Raw genomic sequence first — 15798 nt, 5'->3', positions numbered from 1 at the left:
ACTTCTGTGACGAAGCGCCGCACCCCCCCGTCGTTCACCACTCCGCGCACCCGCCCTGTGTGCCCGACGGCCTTCTCCGCCACGCGCGCTCCCTCGCCGTCCACCTCCAGGCTGGCCCCGCACAGCAGGTTGTCCCCGATCTTGGCCACGTGGCCGGCGCCGACGGCGCCGACATCCACCCCCTTGGCGCTCATGCCTTGCAGCACCATCATGGCCCGGGCCCCGTCGGCGCCGGCCAGCGCCAGGTGGGCCGCGCACAGCAGGTTGTTCGCGATCTTGGCCACGTGGCCGGCGCCGACGGGGCCGACATGCACCCGCTTGGCGCTCATGGCTTGCAGCACCATCATGGCCCGGGCCACGTCGGCCTCGCTGCCGCCGATCACCATGGTCATGGTGCCGGCCAGGGCGCCGCGCGGGCCGCCGCTGACGGGTGCGTCGATCAGCGACATGCCGGCCGCCTCGAGCTGGCCGGCCAGCCGGCGCGTGGTGTCCGGGTGCGAGGTGGAGGTGTCGACCACCAGCAATCCGTCGCGCGGGACGTCCAGCAGGCCGCCCGGGCCGGCCACCACCTGCGCCACGATGGCGGCAGTGGGCAGCGACAGCACCAGCAGGTCGGCCCGCGCGGCCACCTGCTGCACCGTGTCGACCACCGTCAGGCCCTCCCCGGCCAGCGCGGCGCGCGTGGCCGGGGCGGCATCGGTGCCGATCACGTCGAAGCCCTTGCGCTGCAGCGTCAGGGCCATGCCGCGACCCATGTTGCCCAGTCCGATCACGCCAATCGTCTTCATTCGTCTTGTCCTACAGGGAGTTGGGAGGACGGCGACTTGCCGCCGACGAACGAAGAATCTCACCAGCATGCTTGGCGAACAATAACAACGACGGTAGATTTCCGTTGACCTGCGAGCAACGCTCGTCATTCCGCCGTCACAACGTTCTCCCTTCGCCGCCGTCGATTCGCCCATGAACGAAACCCTTGAACTGCGCCGCGTCAAGTACCTGTACGAGGCCGTCGTGCGCGGCTCGGTGCGTGCGGCCGCCGACACGCTGGACATGCATGCCTCGGTGGTCAGCCGCCAGATCGCCAAGCTGGAGGCGGAGCTGTCGATGCCGCTGATCGAGCGCCACGGCCGCGGCGTCAAGCCGACCGAGGCGGGCGAGCTGCTGGTGGAATACTTCCGCGCCCAGAACTCCCACCAGGACGACCTGCTGACCAAGGTGCAGGAGCTGCGCGGCCTGGCCCGCGGCCACATCGACCTGGTGCTGGGCGAAGGCTTCGTGAGCGATCTGATGGCCGAGCCGATCCGGGCCTTCTGGCAGCGCTACCCGGGCCTGACGGTGACCATGCGCCTGGCCGGCACCAACGAGGTCATGCGATCGGTGGCGGAGGACGCCGCGCACATCGGCCTGGTCTACAACCCGCCGGTGGCGCCGGGCATCCGCTCGCGCGCGGCGGTGCGCCAGCCCATGTGCGTGATCACGCGGCCCGGCCATCCGCTCACCGAGCTCAAGCGCCAGCCGCTGCTGCGGCAGGTGGGCGCCTATCCCGTCGCGCTGATGCACGGCTCCTTCGGCACGCGGCAGGTGATCGCGCTGGCCGAGCAGATGGAGCGGGTGCAGCTGGTGCCCAAGCTGATCTCCGACTCCATCTCGGTCATCAAGCACTTCGTGCGTGCGGACCTGGGCGTGAGCCTGCTGCCGGCCTTCGCCGTGGCGCAGGAGGTGGACGCTGGCGAGCTGGTGGCGCTGCCCGTGGACCAGGCGCTGCTGGGCGCCGCCGAGGCGCACATCATCACGCGGCTGGGGCGCCAGCTGTCCATCGCCTCGAACCAGCTGCTGCTGCAGCTGATCGGGACGATGCGGGCCTTCGAAAAACCGCGGGCGCGGCGGGTGGGGAATTGACAGGCGGACCAAGGGAGACGCGCTGGCCCGGCCCGACGCCATTCCACGGTACCTCGGGTGACTTCGGCCGAAGGCCGGAACTGCTGCGCGCCGGCCCGGTGCATCAGGTAGACCGATGTCAGACAGCCCTCCATCAGAATTCGTCACTGGAGCCGAAGAAAGCCGCTGACTACGATGCGCGCCAGTCACACATCCCGTCGGCCGGACGCCTGCTCCGGCCGACGTCCAGGCAATCCCCGGCCAACCCGCCGCCCCCGAACCATACTTGCGCCCAGCCTGCGCGCGCAGGTGGATGCGCGCGCGCCGCGGCAAGGCGCGGTGGCCTTCGAGACGGCGTGCCAAGCCGCGCCGATTGGCGAAACCGCACATCCGCTCTTGCCGTCCCTCGGGATTTCACCAAGCTCCTGATGCAAAAAAGTATCGGACTTGGCATTGAAGGTACAGATCGCGCAAGACAACCTCCTCAGAATCCAGGCCCAGCGACCACCGGTCGTGGAACCACCGAGGAGACACCATGAAGCGTTTTGCCCAGGCGGGCCTCGTGCTCGCCCTTGCCGCCGCCGGCCTGGCGGCCCATGCCGCCACCGAACTCATCATCGCCACCGTGAACAACGGCCACATGATCGAGATGCAGAAGCTCACCCCCTTCTTCGAAAAGGCCAACCCCGACATCAAGGTCAAGTGGGTCACGCTCGAGGAAGGCACGCTGCGCCAGCGCGTGACAACCGACATCGCCACCAAGGGCGGCCAGTTCGACGTCATGACCATCGGCCTGTACGAGGCGCCGATCTGGTCCAAGAAGGGCTGGCTCAAGCCCATCGCCACCGATGCCGCCTACGACGTCGACGACCTGCTGCCGGCCATCCGCAGCGGCCTGTCGTACGAAGGCAAGCTCTACGCCGCCCCCTTCTACGGCGAGAGTTCGATGCTCATGTACCGCAAGGACCTGGCCGACAAGGCCGGGGTGAAGTTCAGTGACCCGCCCACCTGGGCCGAGGTGAAGGACTTCGCCGAGAAGGCCACCGACCCCAAGGCCGGCGTGTACGGCATCTGCCTGCGCGGCAAGCCGGGCTGGGGCGACAACATGGCCTTCCTCACCACGCTGGTCAACACCCAAGGCGGCCAGTGGTTCGACATGCAGTGGAAGCCGCAGATCGACACCAAGCCCTGGAAGGACGCCATCGGCTTCTACGTCGACCTGATGAAGAAGGCCGGGCCTCCCGGCGCCGCCGCCAACAGCTTCAACGAGAACCTGGCGCTGTTCAGCGAAGGCAAGTGCGCGCAATGGGTCGATGCGACCATCGCCGCGTCATTCGTCTCCGATCCCAAGCAGTCCAAGGTGGCCGACAAGGTGGCCTATGCCCAGGCCCCGGTGGCCGTCACGCCCAAGGGCGCGAACTGGCTGTGGTCGTGGAACCTGGCCATCCCGGCCAGCTCGACCAAGGACGAGGCCGCGCAGAAGTTCATCCGCTGGGCGACGTCGAAGGACTACATCCAGCTGGTGGCCAAGGAGCAGGGCTGGGGCGCCGTGCCCACCGGCACGCGCAAGTCGACCTACGCCAACCCGGAGTTCCAGAAGGTCGCGCGTTTCGCCGCCGCCGAGAAGAAGGCCATCGACTCGGCCAACCCCAACCCGGGCGAGAACACGCTGCCCAAGTCCCCCTATGCGGGCGTGCAGTACGCGGCCATCCCCGAGTTCCAGGCCATCGGCGTGGGCGTGGGCCAGCAGATGAGCTCGGCCCTGGCCGGCAAGACCTCGGTCGAGCAGGCCCTCAAGACCTCGCAGACCCTGGCCGAGCGCGAGATGAAGAAGGGCGGCTACTACAAGTGAGCCGGATGCGCATGCCGGCTGGCCGGGGGCCGGCGGCATGCGCCCTCCCGCGTTCCCGCCTGCGCGTCGTCGCCCGCCCGTTCGCCTGCCCGAGTTCCGCCTGCCATGAACCGACTGCTGCCCCGGGCGCTGATGGCGCCCGCCGTGATCGCGCTCTTCCTCTGGATGATCGTGCCGCTGTTGATGACGCTGTACTTCTCGTTCGTCAACTACAACCTCCTGCAGCCAGGCGAGCGCACCTTCGCGGGCATCGACAACTTCCAGTACTTCGTCACCGACCCCGACTTCTGGCCGGCGGTGGGCAACACGCTGCTGCTCATCGGCAGCGTGGTGGTGGGCACCGTCGTGCTGGGCGTGCTGCTGGCGTTGCTGGTGAACGAGCCCTTTCCGGGCCGCGGCATCGTGCGCGTGCTGCTGATCTCGCCCTTCTTCGTCATGCCGGCGGTCAACGCCCTGCTGTGGAAGCACATGATGATGAACCCCATCTACGGCATCCTGGCCGATCTGTGGCGACTGTTCGGCGCGCAGCCGGTGGACTGGCTGACCGACTGGCCGCTGCTGTCGGTGATCGTCATGGTGGGCTGGCAGTGGCTGCCCTTCGCCTGCCTGATCTTCATCACCGCGCTGCAGTCGCTGGACCGCGAGCAGATGGAGGCCGCCCGCATGGACGGCGCCAGCGCCACGCAGCGCTTCTTCTACCTGACGCTGCCGCACCTGGGCCGGCCCATGGCCGTGGTCGTGATGATCGAGATGATCTTCCTGCTGTCGGTGTTCGCCGAGATCGCGATCACCACCAACGGCGGCCCGGGCAACGCGAGCACCAACCTCACCTACCTGATCTTCAAGCAGTCGCTGATGAACTTCGACGTCGGCGTGGCCTCGGCCGGCGCCCTGTTCGCGGTGATCCTGGCCAACATCGTCGCGGCCTTCCTGATTCGCATCATCGGCAAGAACCTGGACTGAGACCATGTCCCACGCCAAACCGCCCAACACCCGGCTGCCGCTGCTGCTGCGCACCGTGGCCGCCTGGGCCCTCGCGCTGCTGCTGTTCTTTCCGCTCGGCTGGCTGTTCCTCACCGCCTTCAAGACCGAGCTGCAGGCCATCGCCGTGCCGCCGCTCTTCGTCTTCACGCCCACGCTGGACAATTTCGCCGAGGTCCAGCGCCGCAGCGACTACCTGCTGTATGCCCGCAACTCGCTCGTCACCAGTGTGGGCTCCACGCTGATCGGCCTGGCCATCGCGCTGCCGGCGGCCTACTCCATGGCCTTCTTCCGCACGAAGCGCACGCGCGACATCCTCATGTGGATGCTGTCCACCAAGATGATGCCGGCCGTTGGCGCGCTGGTGCCCATCTACGTGCTGGCCCAGACCGCCGGCATGCTCGACACGCTGCCGGCGCTGACGATCGTCTTCATGCTGTCCAACCTGCCCATCATGGTCTGGATGCTCTACACGAGCCTCAAGGACATTCCCGGCGAGATCCTGGAAGCGGCACGCATGGATGGGGCCACGCTGTGGACCGAATTCCGGCACGTGGTGATGCCGCTGTCGGTGGGCGGCCTGGCCTCCTGCGGCCTGCTGTGCCTGGTGCTCAGCTGGAACGAGGCCTTCTGGGCGCTCAACCTCAGCTCGGCCAAGGCCGGCACGCTGGCCACGCTGATCGCCTCGTACTCCAGCCCCGAGGGCCTGTTCTGGGCCAAGCTGTCGGCCGCCTCGCTGATGGCCATCGCGCCCATCGTGGTGTTCGGCTGGTTCTCGCAGAAGCAGCTCGTGCAGGGCCTCACCTTCGGCGCAGTCAAGTAACAAGCAGCAGGGGACAACGTCATGGCCTTCCTCGAACTCAAGAACATCCGCAAGCGCTTCGGCGAGACCGACATCATCCGCGGCGTCGATCTGTCGATCGAGAAGGGCGAGTTCATCGTCTTCGTCGGGCCGTCGGGCTGCGGCAAGTCGACGCTGCTGCGCCTGATCTCCGGGCTGGAGCCGATCAGCAGCGGCCAGATGCTGCTGGACGGCCGCGACATCACCTATGCGCCGCCGGGCAAGCGCGACCTGGCGATGGTGTTCCAGAGCTACGCGCTCTATCCGCACATGAGCGTCTACGACAACATGTCCTTCGCGCTCAAGCTGGCCAAGGTGCCGGCCGACGAGATCCGCCGCAAGGTGGAAGCGGCGGCCGAGAAGCTCAACCTGTCCAAGTACCTGCAGCGCACGCCGCGCGAACTCTCGGGCGGCCAGCGCCAGCGCGTGGCCATCGGCCGCGCCATCGTGCGCGCGCCCAAGGTCTTCCTGTTCGACGAACCGCTGTCCAACCTGGATGCGGCCCTGCGCGGCAACACGCGCGTCGAGATCAAGAAGCTGCACGAGTCGCTCGGCGCCACCACCATCTACGTCACGCACGACCAGGTCGAGGCCATGACGCTGGCCGACAAGGTGGTGGTGCTCAAGGACGGCCTGATCGAGCAGGTCGGCTCGCCGCTCGAGCTCTACGACCGCCCGGCCAACCAGTTCGTGGCCCAGTTCATCGGCATGCCCTCGATGAACATGCTGCCGGCCCAGTCGCTGCCGGCCGTGGCGCACCTCACCGGTGGTCGCCTGCCGGCCGACGGCTTCCTGGGCGTGCGGCCCGAGGGCGTGCGCGTGCACCCCGGCGCCGGTGCCGGCATGCCGGGCCGCGTGGGCCTGGTCGAGGCCCTGGGCGCCGACACGCTGATCCACGTCGACGTCGACGGTGTGACCATGATCGCCCGCCAGAACGCGCGCACGGCGCTGCAGGCCGGCGACGAGGTGGGCGTCGAGATCGACCCCGCCGTGCTCCACCTGTTCAGCCGTGAGGGCCGCGCCCTCGCCGCTGCCTGATTCCTTTGCCGGAGAACCTTCCCGTGACCTCTTCTTCCGTGGCCGACGGTGCCGGCCTGGTGATGCTCCACCTCGGTCTGGGCTCCTTCCACCGGGCCCACCAGGCCGTCTACCTGCAGGCCCTGCACGACAGCGGCGACCGCCGCTGGACGCTGGCCGGCGCCAACCTGCGCCCCGACATGGCCGACACGATCGCGGCCCTGCAGTCCCAGGGCGGCGCCTACACGCTCGAGACCGTCTCGCCCGCCGGCGAGTACCGCTATGCCCGCATCGCATCGATCCGCGAAGTGATTCCCTACGCCCCCGGCCAAGCGGCCATGGTGGCGCGCGGCGCCGATCCGGCGACGCGCATCGTGTCCTTCACCGTAACCGAGGCCGGCTACTACCTGGATGCGGCCCACCGGCTCGACCTCGGCTTCGACGACCTGGCCGCCGACCTGGCACGGGCCGCGCGCGGCGAGGCCGGCGAGACGATCTACGGCGCCGTCACCGCCATCCTGCGCGCGCGCATGGCCAACTCGGCCGGCCCGCTCACGCTCCTCAACTGCGACAACCTGCGCCACAACGGCGAGCGCTTCCGTGCCGGCCTGCTCGAGTTCATCGAGCGCCTCGGCGACGCGCCGCTGCTGGCCTGGACGAAGGCCCACACCACCTGCCCCAACGCCATGGTGGACCGCATCACGCCGCGCCCGCCGCCGGAGCTGCGCGAGCGCGTGCGCCGTGCCACCGGCCAGGACGATGCCGCGCCCATCACCGGCGAATCCTTCATCCAGTGGGTGATCGAGGACGACTTCATCGCCGGCCGCCCGGCCTGGGAAACGGTCGGCGTGGAGCTCGTGCAGTCCGTGCAGCCCTACGAAGAGGCCAAGATCCGCATCCTCAACGCCAGCCACAGCTGCATCGCCTGGGCCGGCACGCTGCTGGGCCTGCAGTTCATCCACGAGGGCACGCTCACGCCAGCCATCCGCCAGATGGCGCACGACTACGTGACCGAGGACGTGATCCCCTGCCTGACGCGCGAGGGCGCCAGCCCGGTCGACCTGCCGCGCTACCGCGACGTCGTGCTGGAGCGCTTCTCCAACCCGGCCATCCGCGACACCAACCAGCGCGTGTCGGCCGACGGCTTCTCCAAGATCCCCGGCTTCATCGCGCCGACCGTGCGCGAGCGCCTGGCGGCCGGTGCCGCCATCGGCAGCGTGGCCATGCTGCCGGCGCTGTTCCTGGCCTTCCTGCAGCGCTGGCACCAGGGCACGCTGCCCTATGCCTACCAGGACCAGGGCATGGACCCGGCGGTGGCGCATGCCATCTGCGCCGCGGCCGATCCGGTGGCCGCCCTGTGCGCCGACGCCGGCCTCTGGGGCCAACTGGCGGGCGACGCGCGGCTGGTGTCGGCGGTGCGCCGTGCCAGCGACCGCGTCGCGCTGTTCCTGGCCCAGCACGGACACTGAGCATGGACGCGCCCATGCGCATCGCCTTCGTCGGCGAATCGCTGATCGACTTCACCGCCGCCGGCGAACTGGCCTTCCAGGGCCACGTCGGCGGGGCGCCCACCAACAGCGCGGTGGCCTGTGCCCGGCTGGGCGTGCCCACGGGCTTCGTCACCCAGCTGTCCACCGACCTGTTCGGCGAGCGGCTGCTCGCGCACCTGCTGGCCAACGGCATCGACACCCGCTTCGTGCGGCGCAGCGAAGCGCCCAGCACGCTGGCCTTCGTGGCGCGCACGCCCACCAGCAACCGCTATGCCTTCTACACCCAGGGCACGGCCGACACGCTCTGGGCGCCGGCCGAGTTGCCGGCCCTGCCCGACAGCTGCCGCTGGCTGCAGTTCGGCTCCATCTCGCTGCTGCAGGAGCCTGCGGCCAGCCGCATCACGGAATTCGTCGAGGCCCAGCGCGGCCGCCGCCTGGTGCTGTTCGACCCCAATGCGCGTCCCAGCCTGATTCCCGACCTGGATGCCTGGCGCCGGCACTGCACGCGCTGGCTGGCCGCGGCCGACCTGGTCAAGATGAGCGACGAGGATGCCCAGCTGCTGGCGCCCGACCGCGCGCTGGCCGAGGTGGCCGCCGACTGCCTGCGCCAGGGCCCCAGGGCCGTCGTCATCACACGCGGCGGGGAGGGCGCCATGCTGTTCCGGCCAAGCGCCGAGCCGCTGACGCTGCGTCCGCCGCCCGTGCGTGTGGCCGACACCATCGGCGCCGGCGACACCTTCGCCGCCGGCCTGCTGGTCGCGCTGCTGGAGCGCGGCGTGGACACGCCCGAGGCCCTGTCGGCACTGCGGGCCGAGGCCTGGTCCGCCGTGCTGCGCTTCGCCGGTGCCGCCGCCGCCCTCAACTGCACCCGCGAAGGCGCCAACCCGCCGACGCGCGGCGAGGTCGATGCGCTGCTGCTGCAGGCCGACGCCTGAAACCCACCTCGATCCCATGCCCATGACGACTCCTGCCGGCTTCCACCTCTACCTCGACAGCGCCGACCTGGCCGAACTGCGCGCCTGCCTGCCGCATCCGGTGGTCCATGGCGTGACCACCAATCCCACGCTGCTGCGGCGCGCCGGCGTCCCGCGCGCGGCGCTGCCGGCGCTGCTGCACGAATGCCTGGCACTCGGCGCCCGGCAGGTGCAGGCCCAGGTGCAGGCCGCCGACGCGGCCGGCATGCTGGAGGACGCGCAATCGCTGCTGGCGCAGTTCGCGCCCGGCCAGCTGGTGATCAAGATCCCCGCCACGCGCGAGGGCCTGCGCGCCGGCGCGCAGCTCGCGGCCGCAGGCCATGCCGTCACCTACACCGCCGTCTATGCGCCGGAGCAGGCGCACTTCGCGGCGCTGCTCGGCGCGGCCTATGCGGCGCCCTACCTGGGCCGCCTGGACGACAGCGGCGTCGACGGCCTGGCGCTGATCGCCCGGATGCAGGCGCTGGTGGCGCAGACCGGCGGCCCCATGCGCCTGCTGGTGGCCAGCGTGCGCACGCGCGAGGCCTACCTGTCGCTGCTCGCGCTCGGCGTCGGCGCCATCACCATCCCGCCACGGCTGTTCCCGCAACTGCTGGACCACGACGCCACGCACGAGGCGGAGCGCGGCTTCCTCGCCGATGCCCGCGCCTGAACGTCCAAGGCGCATCGACCCATCTTCCGATCCGACACCAAAGAGAGACTTCCCATGTCCCCACGTCTTGCCCAACGCCATGTACTGATCACCGGCGCCGGCGGCGGCATCGGCCTCGCGATGGCCGAAGCCTGCCTGGCCGAAGGTGCGCGCTGCAGCCTGGTCGACCGCGCCGACGAGGCGCCCGCCGCCGTGCAGGCGGTGATGCGGCAGCATCCCGACACCGTCGCCTACATCGGGGCCGACATCACCCGCAGTGCCGACATCGCGCGCCTGCTGCACACCGCCATCGGCCGTTTCGGCCCGGTCCACACGCTGGTCAACAACGCCGCCGTGTTCGACCTGGCGCCGCTGCTGGACAGCGACGAGGCCTCCTTCGACCGGCTCTTTGCTGTCAACGTCAAGGGCCTGTTCTTCGTCATGCAGGCCGTGCTGCGCCACATGGTGGAGGCGGGCACGCAGGGCGCCAGCGTCATCAACCTGGCCTCGCAGGCCGGCCGGCGCGGCGAGGCGCTGGTGTCGCACTACTGCGCCACCAAGGCGGCCGTCATCAGCTACACGCAGAGCGCGGCGCTGGCCATGGCGCCGCACGGCATCCGCGTCAACGCCATCTCGCCCGGCGTCGTGGACACGCCCATGTGGGCGCACGTGGACAGCCTCTTCGCCAAGGCCGAGGGGCTGCCCATCGGCGAGAAGAAGCGCCAGGTGGGGCTGGCCGTGCCGCTGGGCCGCATGGGCCGGCCCGACGACCTCGGCGGCGCCTGCGTCTTCCTAGCCAGCGACGAGGCGCGCTACATCACCGCCCAGACCCTCAACGTGGACGGTGGCAACGTGATGAGCTAAGGTGGCCCGGGCCGCCGCCGACGCGACCCGCCGCCCCGCCTGCCCCGCGCCTCGTGCCCGTCCACCGACGCCTTCGACCGCCATGAGCCATTCCGCTTCCGACCCACGCGCGCGCGGCCCCCGCGCAGCCCGGCCGCGCCAGCGCCAGCCCGAGCTGGAGCGCGAGTTCAGCCGCTCGCCCGCGCTGGGCTACGAGAGTGCGGACGACGCCGGCCTGGTGCGCTGCCTGGCGCACGGCTATCCGACCCCACTGGCACGCTGGCATTTCCACGACGAGTACGAGCTGCACCTGATCACCGCCACCTCCGGCAAGGCCTTCGTGGGCGACTGGATCGGGCCCTTCCAGGCCGGCCACCTGGTGCTGTGCGGCCCGCGCCTGCCGCACAACTGGGTCTCGCTGGACAGCGGCGAAGACGGCGTGGCCGAGCGCGACCTGGTGCTGCAGTTCCGGCACGAGCCGCTGCAGCGCGCCTGCGAGGAGCTGCCGGAGCTGCGCGAGCTGATGCCGCTCCTGGAGCGGGCACGCCGGGGCGTGGAGTTCTTCGGCATGTCCGACCGCGCCCGCCGGCACTGGGAGCGCATCAAGGCGGCGCGCGGCCTGGAGCGCTTCAGCCATTTCTGCGCCTTCATGGCCGACCTCGCGCACTGCAACGACTACCGGGTGCTGTCCACCGTGCAGATCCAGGGCGCCGAGGGCGATGCCGAGGTCGAGCAGATCAACCGCCTCGTCAACCGCATCACCGCCAACGTGGCCGAGCCGATCAGCGCCGGCGACGTGGCCGCCGAGCTGGGCATGAGCGAATCGCGCTTCTCGCGCTTCTTCCGCCGCTCCACCGGCAACAGCTTCACCGACTTCGTCAACCACGTGCGCATCAACAGCGCCTGCCACCTGCTGATGCAGACCGACCATTTCGTGACCGACATCTGCTATCAGGTGGGCTTCAACAACGTGGCCAACTTCAACCGGCGCTTTCTGGAGATCAAGGGCATGACGCCCACCGAATTCCGCCGCCAGGCCGACCACCGCTTCGGCGGCAGCCACTGATCGGGAGGCGCGCCCCATGTATCTGGGACTGGACCTCGGCACCTCCGAGCTGAAGGCGCTGCTGCTGGCCGACGACCACCGGATCGTCGCCACGGCCGGGGCGCGGCTGGAACTCGGCCGGCCGCAGCCGCTGTGGGCCGAGCAGGCGCCCGCGCAGTGGGCCGATGCGCTGCACACCGTCATGGCGCAGCTGCAGGCCACGCAGGCCGAGGCGCTGGCGCAGGTGCGCGCCATCGGCCTGTCGGGCCAGATGCACGGCGCCGTGCTGCTGGATGCCGACGGCCAGGTGCTGCGCCCCGCGATCCTGTGGAACGACGGCCGCAGCGCCGCCCAGTGCACCGCGTTGACGCAGGCGGTGCCGGCGCTGGCGCAGATCACGGGCAACCTCGCCATGCCGGGCTTCACCGCGCCCAAGCTGCTGTGGGTGCGGGAGCACGAGCCCGCGCTGTTCGCCCGCACCGCGCGCGTGCTGCTGCCCAAGGACTGGCTGCGCTTCGTGCTGAGCGGCGAGGCGGTGAGCGACATGTCCGATGCCGCCGGCACGCTGTGGCTGGACGTGGCGCGGCGCGACTGGTCCGACACGATGCTCGCCGCGACCGGCCTTACCCGCGCGCACATGCCGCGGCTGGTCGAGGGCAGTGCCGTGTCGGCTTGGCTCGATCCGGCCCTGGCGCGGCGCTGGGGCCTGGGCACGGCCCACGGCGGGCGCGTGGCCATCGCGGGCGGCGGCGGCGACAACGCGGCGAGCGCGGTGGGCATGGGCATCGTGCGGCCGGGCCAGGGCTTCGTTTCGCTGGGCACGTCGGGCGTCATCTTCATCGCGGGGGCCGCGTTCGCGCCGCGGCCGGAGCGGGCCGTGCATGCCTTCTGCCATGCGCTGCCGGGCCGCTGGCACCAGATGTCGGTGATGCTGTCGGCCGCCAGCGCCGTCAGCTGGGCCGCCCGGGCCTTCGGCCTGGGCGACGAGGCCGCGCTGCTGGCCCAGGCGGCCACGCTGGACGAGGACGCGCGCGCCCGGGCGCCGCTCTTCCTGCCTTACCTGTCCGGCGAGCGCTCCCCGCACAACGACCCGCATGCGCAGGGCGTGCTGTTCGGACTGGGCGCAGGTCACGGGCCGGCGGACATCGCCTACGCGGTGGTGGAGGGCGTGAGCCTGGGGCTGCGCGACGGCCTGGACACGCTGGTGCCGCCCGACGACGCGCTCGCCCTGGTGGGCGGCGGCGCGCGCAGCCTGTGGTGGGCGCAGTTGCTGTCCGACGTCCTGGAAGTGCCGCTGACCCTGGCCGAAGGCGGCGAGGCCGGCGGCGCGCTGGGCGCCGCGCGCCTGGCCTGGCTGGCGGATGGCGGCGACGAAGCGCACGTGTGTGTGCCACCGCCGGTGCGCCAGCGCTTCGAGCCGCGGGCCGAACGGTCGCCGGGCCATCGCGCGCGGCAGGCGCGCTTCAGGGCGCTGTACGAGGCAGTGCGGCCGCTTTTCGCGGCCTGACCGGCCGGCGACGGCAGCAGCGGCCAGCGGCCCATGCGAGCCGCAGTGCCGCAGTGCCGCAGTGCCGCAGTGCCGCAATCAAACCATCGCGAATCCGCCCGAGTCGCCAATGGTCTGCCAGGTGATGAACAGCGCCTGGTCCGAGGCCAGGAAGGCCACCAGCCCGACACATCGTCCGGGCGCCCGCGATGGCCGCCTTGGCGCCGGAGTAAACGGCCATGTCGGCCTCGCCGATGCGGCCGGCCTCGGAAATGATGTTGACGATGCGCCCGCCCTTGCGCGCCACCACGCCCGGCAGCACGGCGTGGCAGCGTGCCGTACACATTGAGGTTGACGATCCTGGCCCGGTCCTCTACGGGCACGCCGAACGTGGCGGCCCCCCGCGAGATCCGGGGGCTGGCGCTGCCGCTGGCCTCGCGGGCGTCCAGCCACATGACCGGCGCGATCATCCCGGTGGATGGCGGCGCATCGGCGCGCTGGCGGCACGCTTGGCCGTGCGGGCGGCACCGGGCGCGCAGGGCGGTCCGACCCTGCGGACGTTCACTGGAAGCGCTCGATGCCGAAGGGCGTGAGGTCCATGCCCGCGTCGCCATGCACCAGCAACTCGGTCACCAGCTTGCCGGCAATGGGCGCCAGGGTGTAGCCGTTGGAGGTCACGGCGTTGAAGAAGCCCGGCACGCCGGGCACCTCGCCCAGGATCGGCGCGCCGTCGATGTTGACGTTCATGCCGGCCCAGCAGCGCACCATGTGCAGTCCCGCCACCGCGGGCAGCACGTGGCGCGCCACCCACAGGCTGCCTTCCAGGCTGTCGCGCACCGCGCGGTTGAGCCGCATGGCCGGATCGAAGGCGGCCGTCCAGCCGCCGCCGATGAGCAGCCCGCCGCTGGCCGCCTGCTTGAGGCTGAGGTGGCGGTCCGCATGGGCGATGAGGTGATCCACCAGCGGCGGTGCGGGCTCGGTCACGATCATCTGCAGTGGCGCGCCCTGCACCGGGATGCGCACGCCCAGCATGTCGCCCACCGCGCTGGACCAGGCGCCACTCGCATTGACCAGCCGGCGCGCCCGCACGGTGCCGCGCGAGGTGGCGAGCACGAAGCCGGCGCCATCGCCCGGCAGCCGCTCGATGGACTGCACATTGCAGCCGCGCACGAAGCGCGCCCCGCGCGCCTGGGCGCGAGCGGCCAGGGCGTAGGTGGCCCGCAGCGGATTGATCTTGCCTTCCATGGGGCACAGTTCGGCGCCCAGCAGTCCCTCCGACAGGGCCGGGGACAGGCGCCGCAGCTCGGCGCCGTCGATCACATGCGCCTCGATGCCGTGCCGGCGCTCCAGCGCGGCCTTGGCGTCGATGAAGCGCATGCCGGCCTCGCTGTCGGCCACCATCAACCCGCCGGTGATCTTGATCTCCAGGTCCTCGCCGCAGTCCCGCGCGATCTGCTGCCACAGCCGCACCGACAGCGGCCCCAGCGGCAGCGTGGCGGCGGCCGGCCCGCCTCCGGCCTGGGCCTTGGCGCCGAAGTCGAAGCTCAGCAACTGCACATGCAGGCTGCCGGCGTTGGCGCCCGAGGCCTGCAGGTTGAGCTCGTCCCGGTCGAGCACCAGCACGTCCTGGCCGGCCTGCGACAGGTAGTAGGCCAATGACGCGCCCAGCACGCCCGCGCCGATGACGACCACGTCGGCCTGCATCTCCGGCAGCGGCGCGGTCTCGACGGGCCGCGCCAGGTTGGGTGTGATGGCCGGCCGGTGGCCGCCCCATTCGGGCTTTTCGAAGCCCAGCGCACCGGCCGGCACCGGCCTCGCAGGCGGCCGCGGCGCGAGGTACTGCTCGGGTTCGACCGCACGCCCCGTCAGGTCGGTCACCAGCCTGGCGGCAGTCAGGGCGCAGTAGCGGCCCTGACAGCGGCCCATGCCGAGCCGGGTGTTGCGCTTGATGGCAGCCAGGGAGTCGCGGCCGGCCCGGATCTGCGCGCGGACGTCGCCGAAGCGGATTTCCTCGCAGCGGCACAGCACGGTGTCGTCGGGCACGGCCGCCAGCGACCGGGGCGGGGCCTGGTAGAGCGTCCACAGGGCACGCTGGAAAGCCTCGGCGCGGAGCAATTCGGTGACCGTGCGCGCGTCGTGGGGCGCGTCGCGGCCGAGGGCGCGTGCCGCTGCCGCGCCGGCCAGCGTGCCCCGGGCGAGCGCAACACGGGCGCCACCCAGGTCGGCGCCATCGCCCACCACGTACACGCCGGGCACCGATGTGGCGCCGTCCTCGGCCGTGGCCGTCGCGAGGTGGTCCAGGTGCCGGCCAGCCGCACGGTGCTCGCAGCCCAGCATGCGGGCCAGCTCGGTGGAAGGTATGAAGCCGTAGCCCAGGCAGAGGGTGTCCACGTCGAAGGCGGTCCGCTCGGCCGGCGCATCGTGAGGCGCGACCCATGCACGGCGCACCCGGTCCTCACCCTCGGCGGCCACCACCTGCCGGCCCCAGTGCACGGGCACGCCGGCACGTCGCAGGATGCGCAGGTAGCGCGCCCCCTGCCACACCAGGTCGGGCGCGGCACGCAATGCGGCCAGGGCAGGGCGCAGTCGTGCGGCAGAAGGCCGCGGCGCCGACTCCACCACCGCCAGCACCCTGGCGCCACCCTGCAGCAGTTCCACCGCCAACTGCAGGTTGAGCGGCCCATTGCCGGCGATCAGCACCCGCTCGCCCGGCGCCACGCGGTAGGCCCGGGCCAGGGTCTGGGCCTACCGCGTGGCGCC

13 protein-coding genes and 1 pseudogene are annotated in these 15798 nt (G+C 71.2%); 11 read left to right on the top strand and 3 right to left on the bottom strand.

Features of this window, described 5'->3' with window-relative positions; translation table 11 throughout:
• Nucleotides 1-788: NAD(P)-dependent oxidoreductase (locus tag NS331_RS16465; RefSeq protein WP_058643050.1), on the bottom strand; the 788-nt coding region annotated here is incomplete at its 3' end.
• Nucleotides 789-960: 172 nt separating this feature from the next.
• Between NS331_RS16465 and NS331_RS16460 the strand changes: the two genes are divergently transcribed.
• The 11 genes from NS331_RS16460 to xylB all read left to right on the top strand — a co-directional run bounded on the left by NS331_RS16460 (nt 961) and on the right by xylB (nt 13059).
• The gene (locus NS331_RS16460) at nt 961-1899 is read left to right on the top strand and encodes a LysR family transcriptional regulator (RefSeq protein WP_058643049.1); all 939 of its coding nucleotides are present in this window, start codon (nt 961-963) and stop codon (nt 1897-1899) included.
• Nucleotides 1900-2413: 514 nt separating this feature from the next.
• On the top strand, nt 2414-3730 hold the full coding sequence (locus NS331_RS16455; RefSeq protein WP_058643048.1) for an ABC transporter substrate-binding protein: 1317 nt from the start codon (nt 2414-2416) through the stop codon (nt 3728-3730).
• 105 nt (nt 3731-3835) lie between these two features.
• Nucleotides 3836-4693, top strand: a complete 858-nt coding sequence (locus NS331_RS16450; protein WP_058643047.1) for a carbohydrate ABC transporter permease — start codon at nt 3836-3838, stop codon at nt 4691-4693.
• Between the two features lie 4 nt (nt 4694-4697).
• A complete protein-coding gene (locus NS331_RS16445) occupies nt 4698-5534 on the top strand; it encodes a carbohydrate ABC transporter permease (RefSeq protein ID WP_058643046.1) in 837 nt (278 codons plus the stop codon).
• A gap of 21 nt (nt 5535-5555) precedes the next feature.
• A complete protein-coding gene (locus NS331_RS16440) occupies nt 5556-6590 on the top strand; it encodes an ABC transporter ATP-binding protein (RefSeq protein WP_058643045.1) in 1035 nt (344 codons plus the stop codon).
• A gap of 62 nt (nt 6591-6652) precedes the next feature.
• On the top strand, nt 6653-8038 hold the full coding sequence (gene dalD, locus NS331_RS16435) for a D-arabinitol 4-dehydrogenase (protein WP_058643053.1): 1386 nt from the start codon (nt 6653-6655) through the stop codon (nt 8036-8038).
• 14 nt (nt 8039-8052) lie between these two features.
• Nucleotides 8053-8994: a carbohydrate kinase family protein gene (locus NS331_RS16430; RefSeq protein WP_058643052.1), complete on the top strand. Its 942-nt coding sequence runs from the start codon at nt 8053-8055 to the stop codon at nt 8992-8994.
• Between the two features lie 22 nt (nt 8995-9016).
• Nucleotides 9017-9685, top strand: a complete 669-nt coding sequence (locus tag NS331_RS16425) for a transaldolase family protein (RefSeq protein WP_058643051.1) — start codon at nt 9017-9019, stop codon at nt 9683-9685.
• Between the two features lie 54 nt (nt 9686-9739).
• A complete protein-coding gene (locus tag NS331_RS16420) occupies nt 9740-10528 on the top strand; it encodes an L-iditol 2-dehydrogenase (RefSeq protein ID WP_058643044.1) in 789 nt (262 codons plus the stop codon).
• Nucleotides 10529-10610: 82 nt separating this feature from the next.
• On the top strand, nt 10611-11573 hold the full coding sequence (locus NS331_RS16415; protein WP_058643043.1) for an AraC family transcriptional regulator: 963 nt from the start codon (nt 10611-10613) through the stop codon (nt 11571-11573).
• A 16-nt stretch (nt 11574-11589) separates the two neighbouring features.
• Nucleotides 11590-13059 (top strand): xylulokinase, encoded by a 1470-nt coding sequence (xylB, locus tag NS331_RS16410; protein ID WP_058643042.1) that lies wholly within the window; start codon nt 11590-11592, stop codon nt 13057-13059.
• Here the strand turns inward: xylB and NS331_RS25645 are convergent.
• Nucleotides 13016-13384, bottom strand: coding sequence for an SDR family NAD(P)-dependent oxidoreductase (locus NS331_RS25645; RefSeq protein WP_242873787.1), 369 nt, complete (start codon nt 13382-13384; stop codon nt 13016-13018). The genes xylB and NS331_RS25645 overlap by 44 nt on opposite strands.
• A 215-nt stretch (nt 13385-13599) precedes the next feature.
• Nucleotides 13600-15756: pseudogene (locus tag NS331_RS16405) on the bottom strand (FAD-dependent oxidoreductase); the annotation flags it as partial.
• Nucleotides 15757-15798 lie beyond the last annotated feature (42 nt).

The sequence above is a fragment of the Pseudacidovorax intermedius genome, from assembly GCF_001476815.1.
In the GTDB taxonomy this organism is placed as follows: Bacteria; Pseudomonadota; Gammaproteobacteria; order Burkholderiales; family Burkholderiaceae_C; genus Xenophilus; species Xenophilus intermedius_A.
This window is presented reverse-complemented; position numbering and strand designations above follow the sequence as displayed.

Bases quoted from the DNA above. Each gene is read 5' to 3' on its own strand.
- NS331_RS16460 (WP_058643049.1), top strand. From the start codon at position 961: ATGAACGAAACCCTTGAACTGCGCCGCGTCAAGTACCTGTACGAGGCC.
- NS331_RS16455 (WP_058643048.1), top strand. From the start codon at position 2,414: ATGAAGCGTTTTGCCCAGGCGGGCCTCGTGCTCGCCCTTGCCGCCGCC.
- NS331_RS16450 (WP_058643047.1), top strand. From the start codon at position 3,836: ATGAACCGACTGCTGCCCCGGGCGCTGATGGCGCCCGCCGTGATCGCG.
- NS331_RS16445 (WP_058643046.1), top strand. From the start codon at position 4,698: ATGTCCCACGCCAAACCGCCCAACACCCGGCTGCCGCTGCTGCTGCGC.
- NS331_RS16440 (WP_058643045.1), top strand. From the start codon at position 5,556: ATGGCCTTCCTCGAACTCAAGAACATCCGCAAGCGCTTCGGCGAGACC.
- dalD (WP_058643053.1), top strand. From the start codon at position 6,653: ATGCTCCACCTCGGTCTGGGCTCCTTCCACCGGGCCCACCAGGCCGTC.
- NS331_RS16430 (WP_058643052.1), top strand. From the start codon at position 8,053: ATGCGCATCGCCTTCGTCGGCGAATCGCTGATCGACTTCACCGCCGCC.
- NS331_RS16425 (WP_058643051.1), top strand. From the start codon at position 9,017: ATGACGACTCCTGCCGGCTTCCACCTCTACCTCGACAGCGCCGACCTG.
- NS331_RS16420 (WP_058643044.1), top strand. From the start codon at position 9,740: ATGTCCCCACGTCTTGCCCAACGCCATGTACTGATCACCGGCGCCGGC.
- NS331_RS16415 (WP_058643043.1), top strand. From the start codon at position 10,611: ATGAGCCATTCCGCTTCCGACCCACGCGCGCGCGGCCCCCGCGCAGCC.
- xylB (WP_058643042.1), top strand. From the start codon at position 11,590: ATGTATCTGGGACTGGACCTCGGCACCTCCGAGCTGAAGGCGCTGCTG.
- NS331_RS25645 (WP_242873787.1), bottom strand. From the start codon at position 13,384: ATGTGTACGGCACGCTGCCACGCCGTGCTGCCGGGCGTGGTGGCGCGC.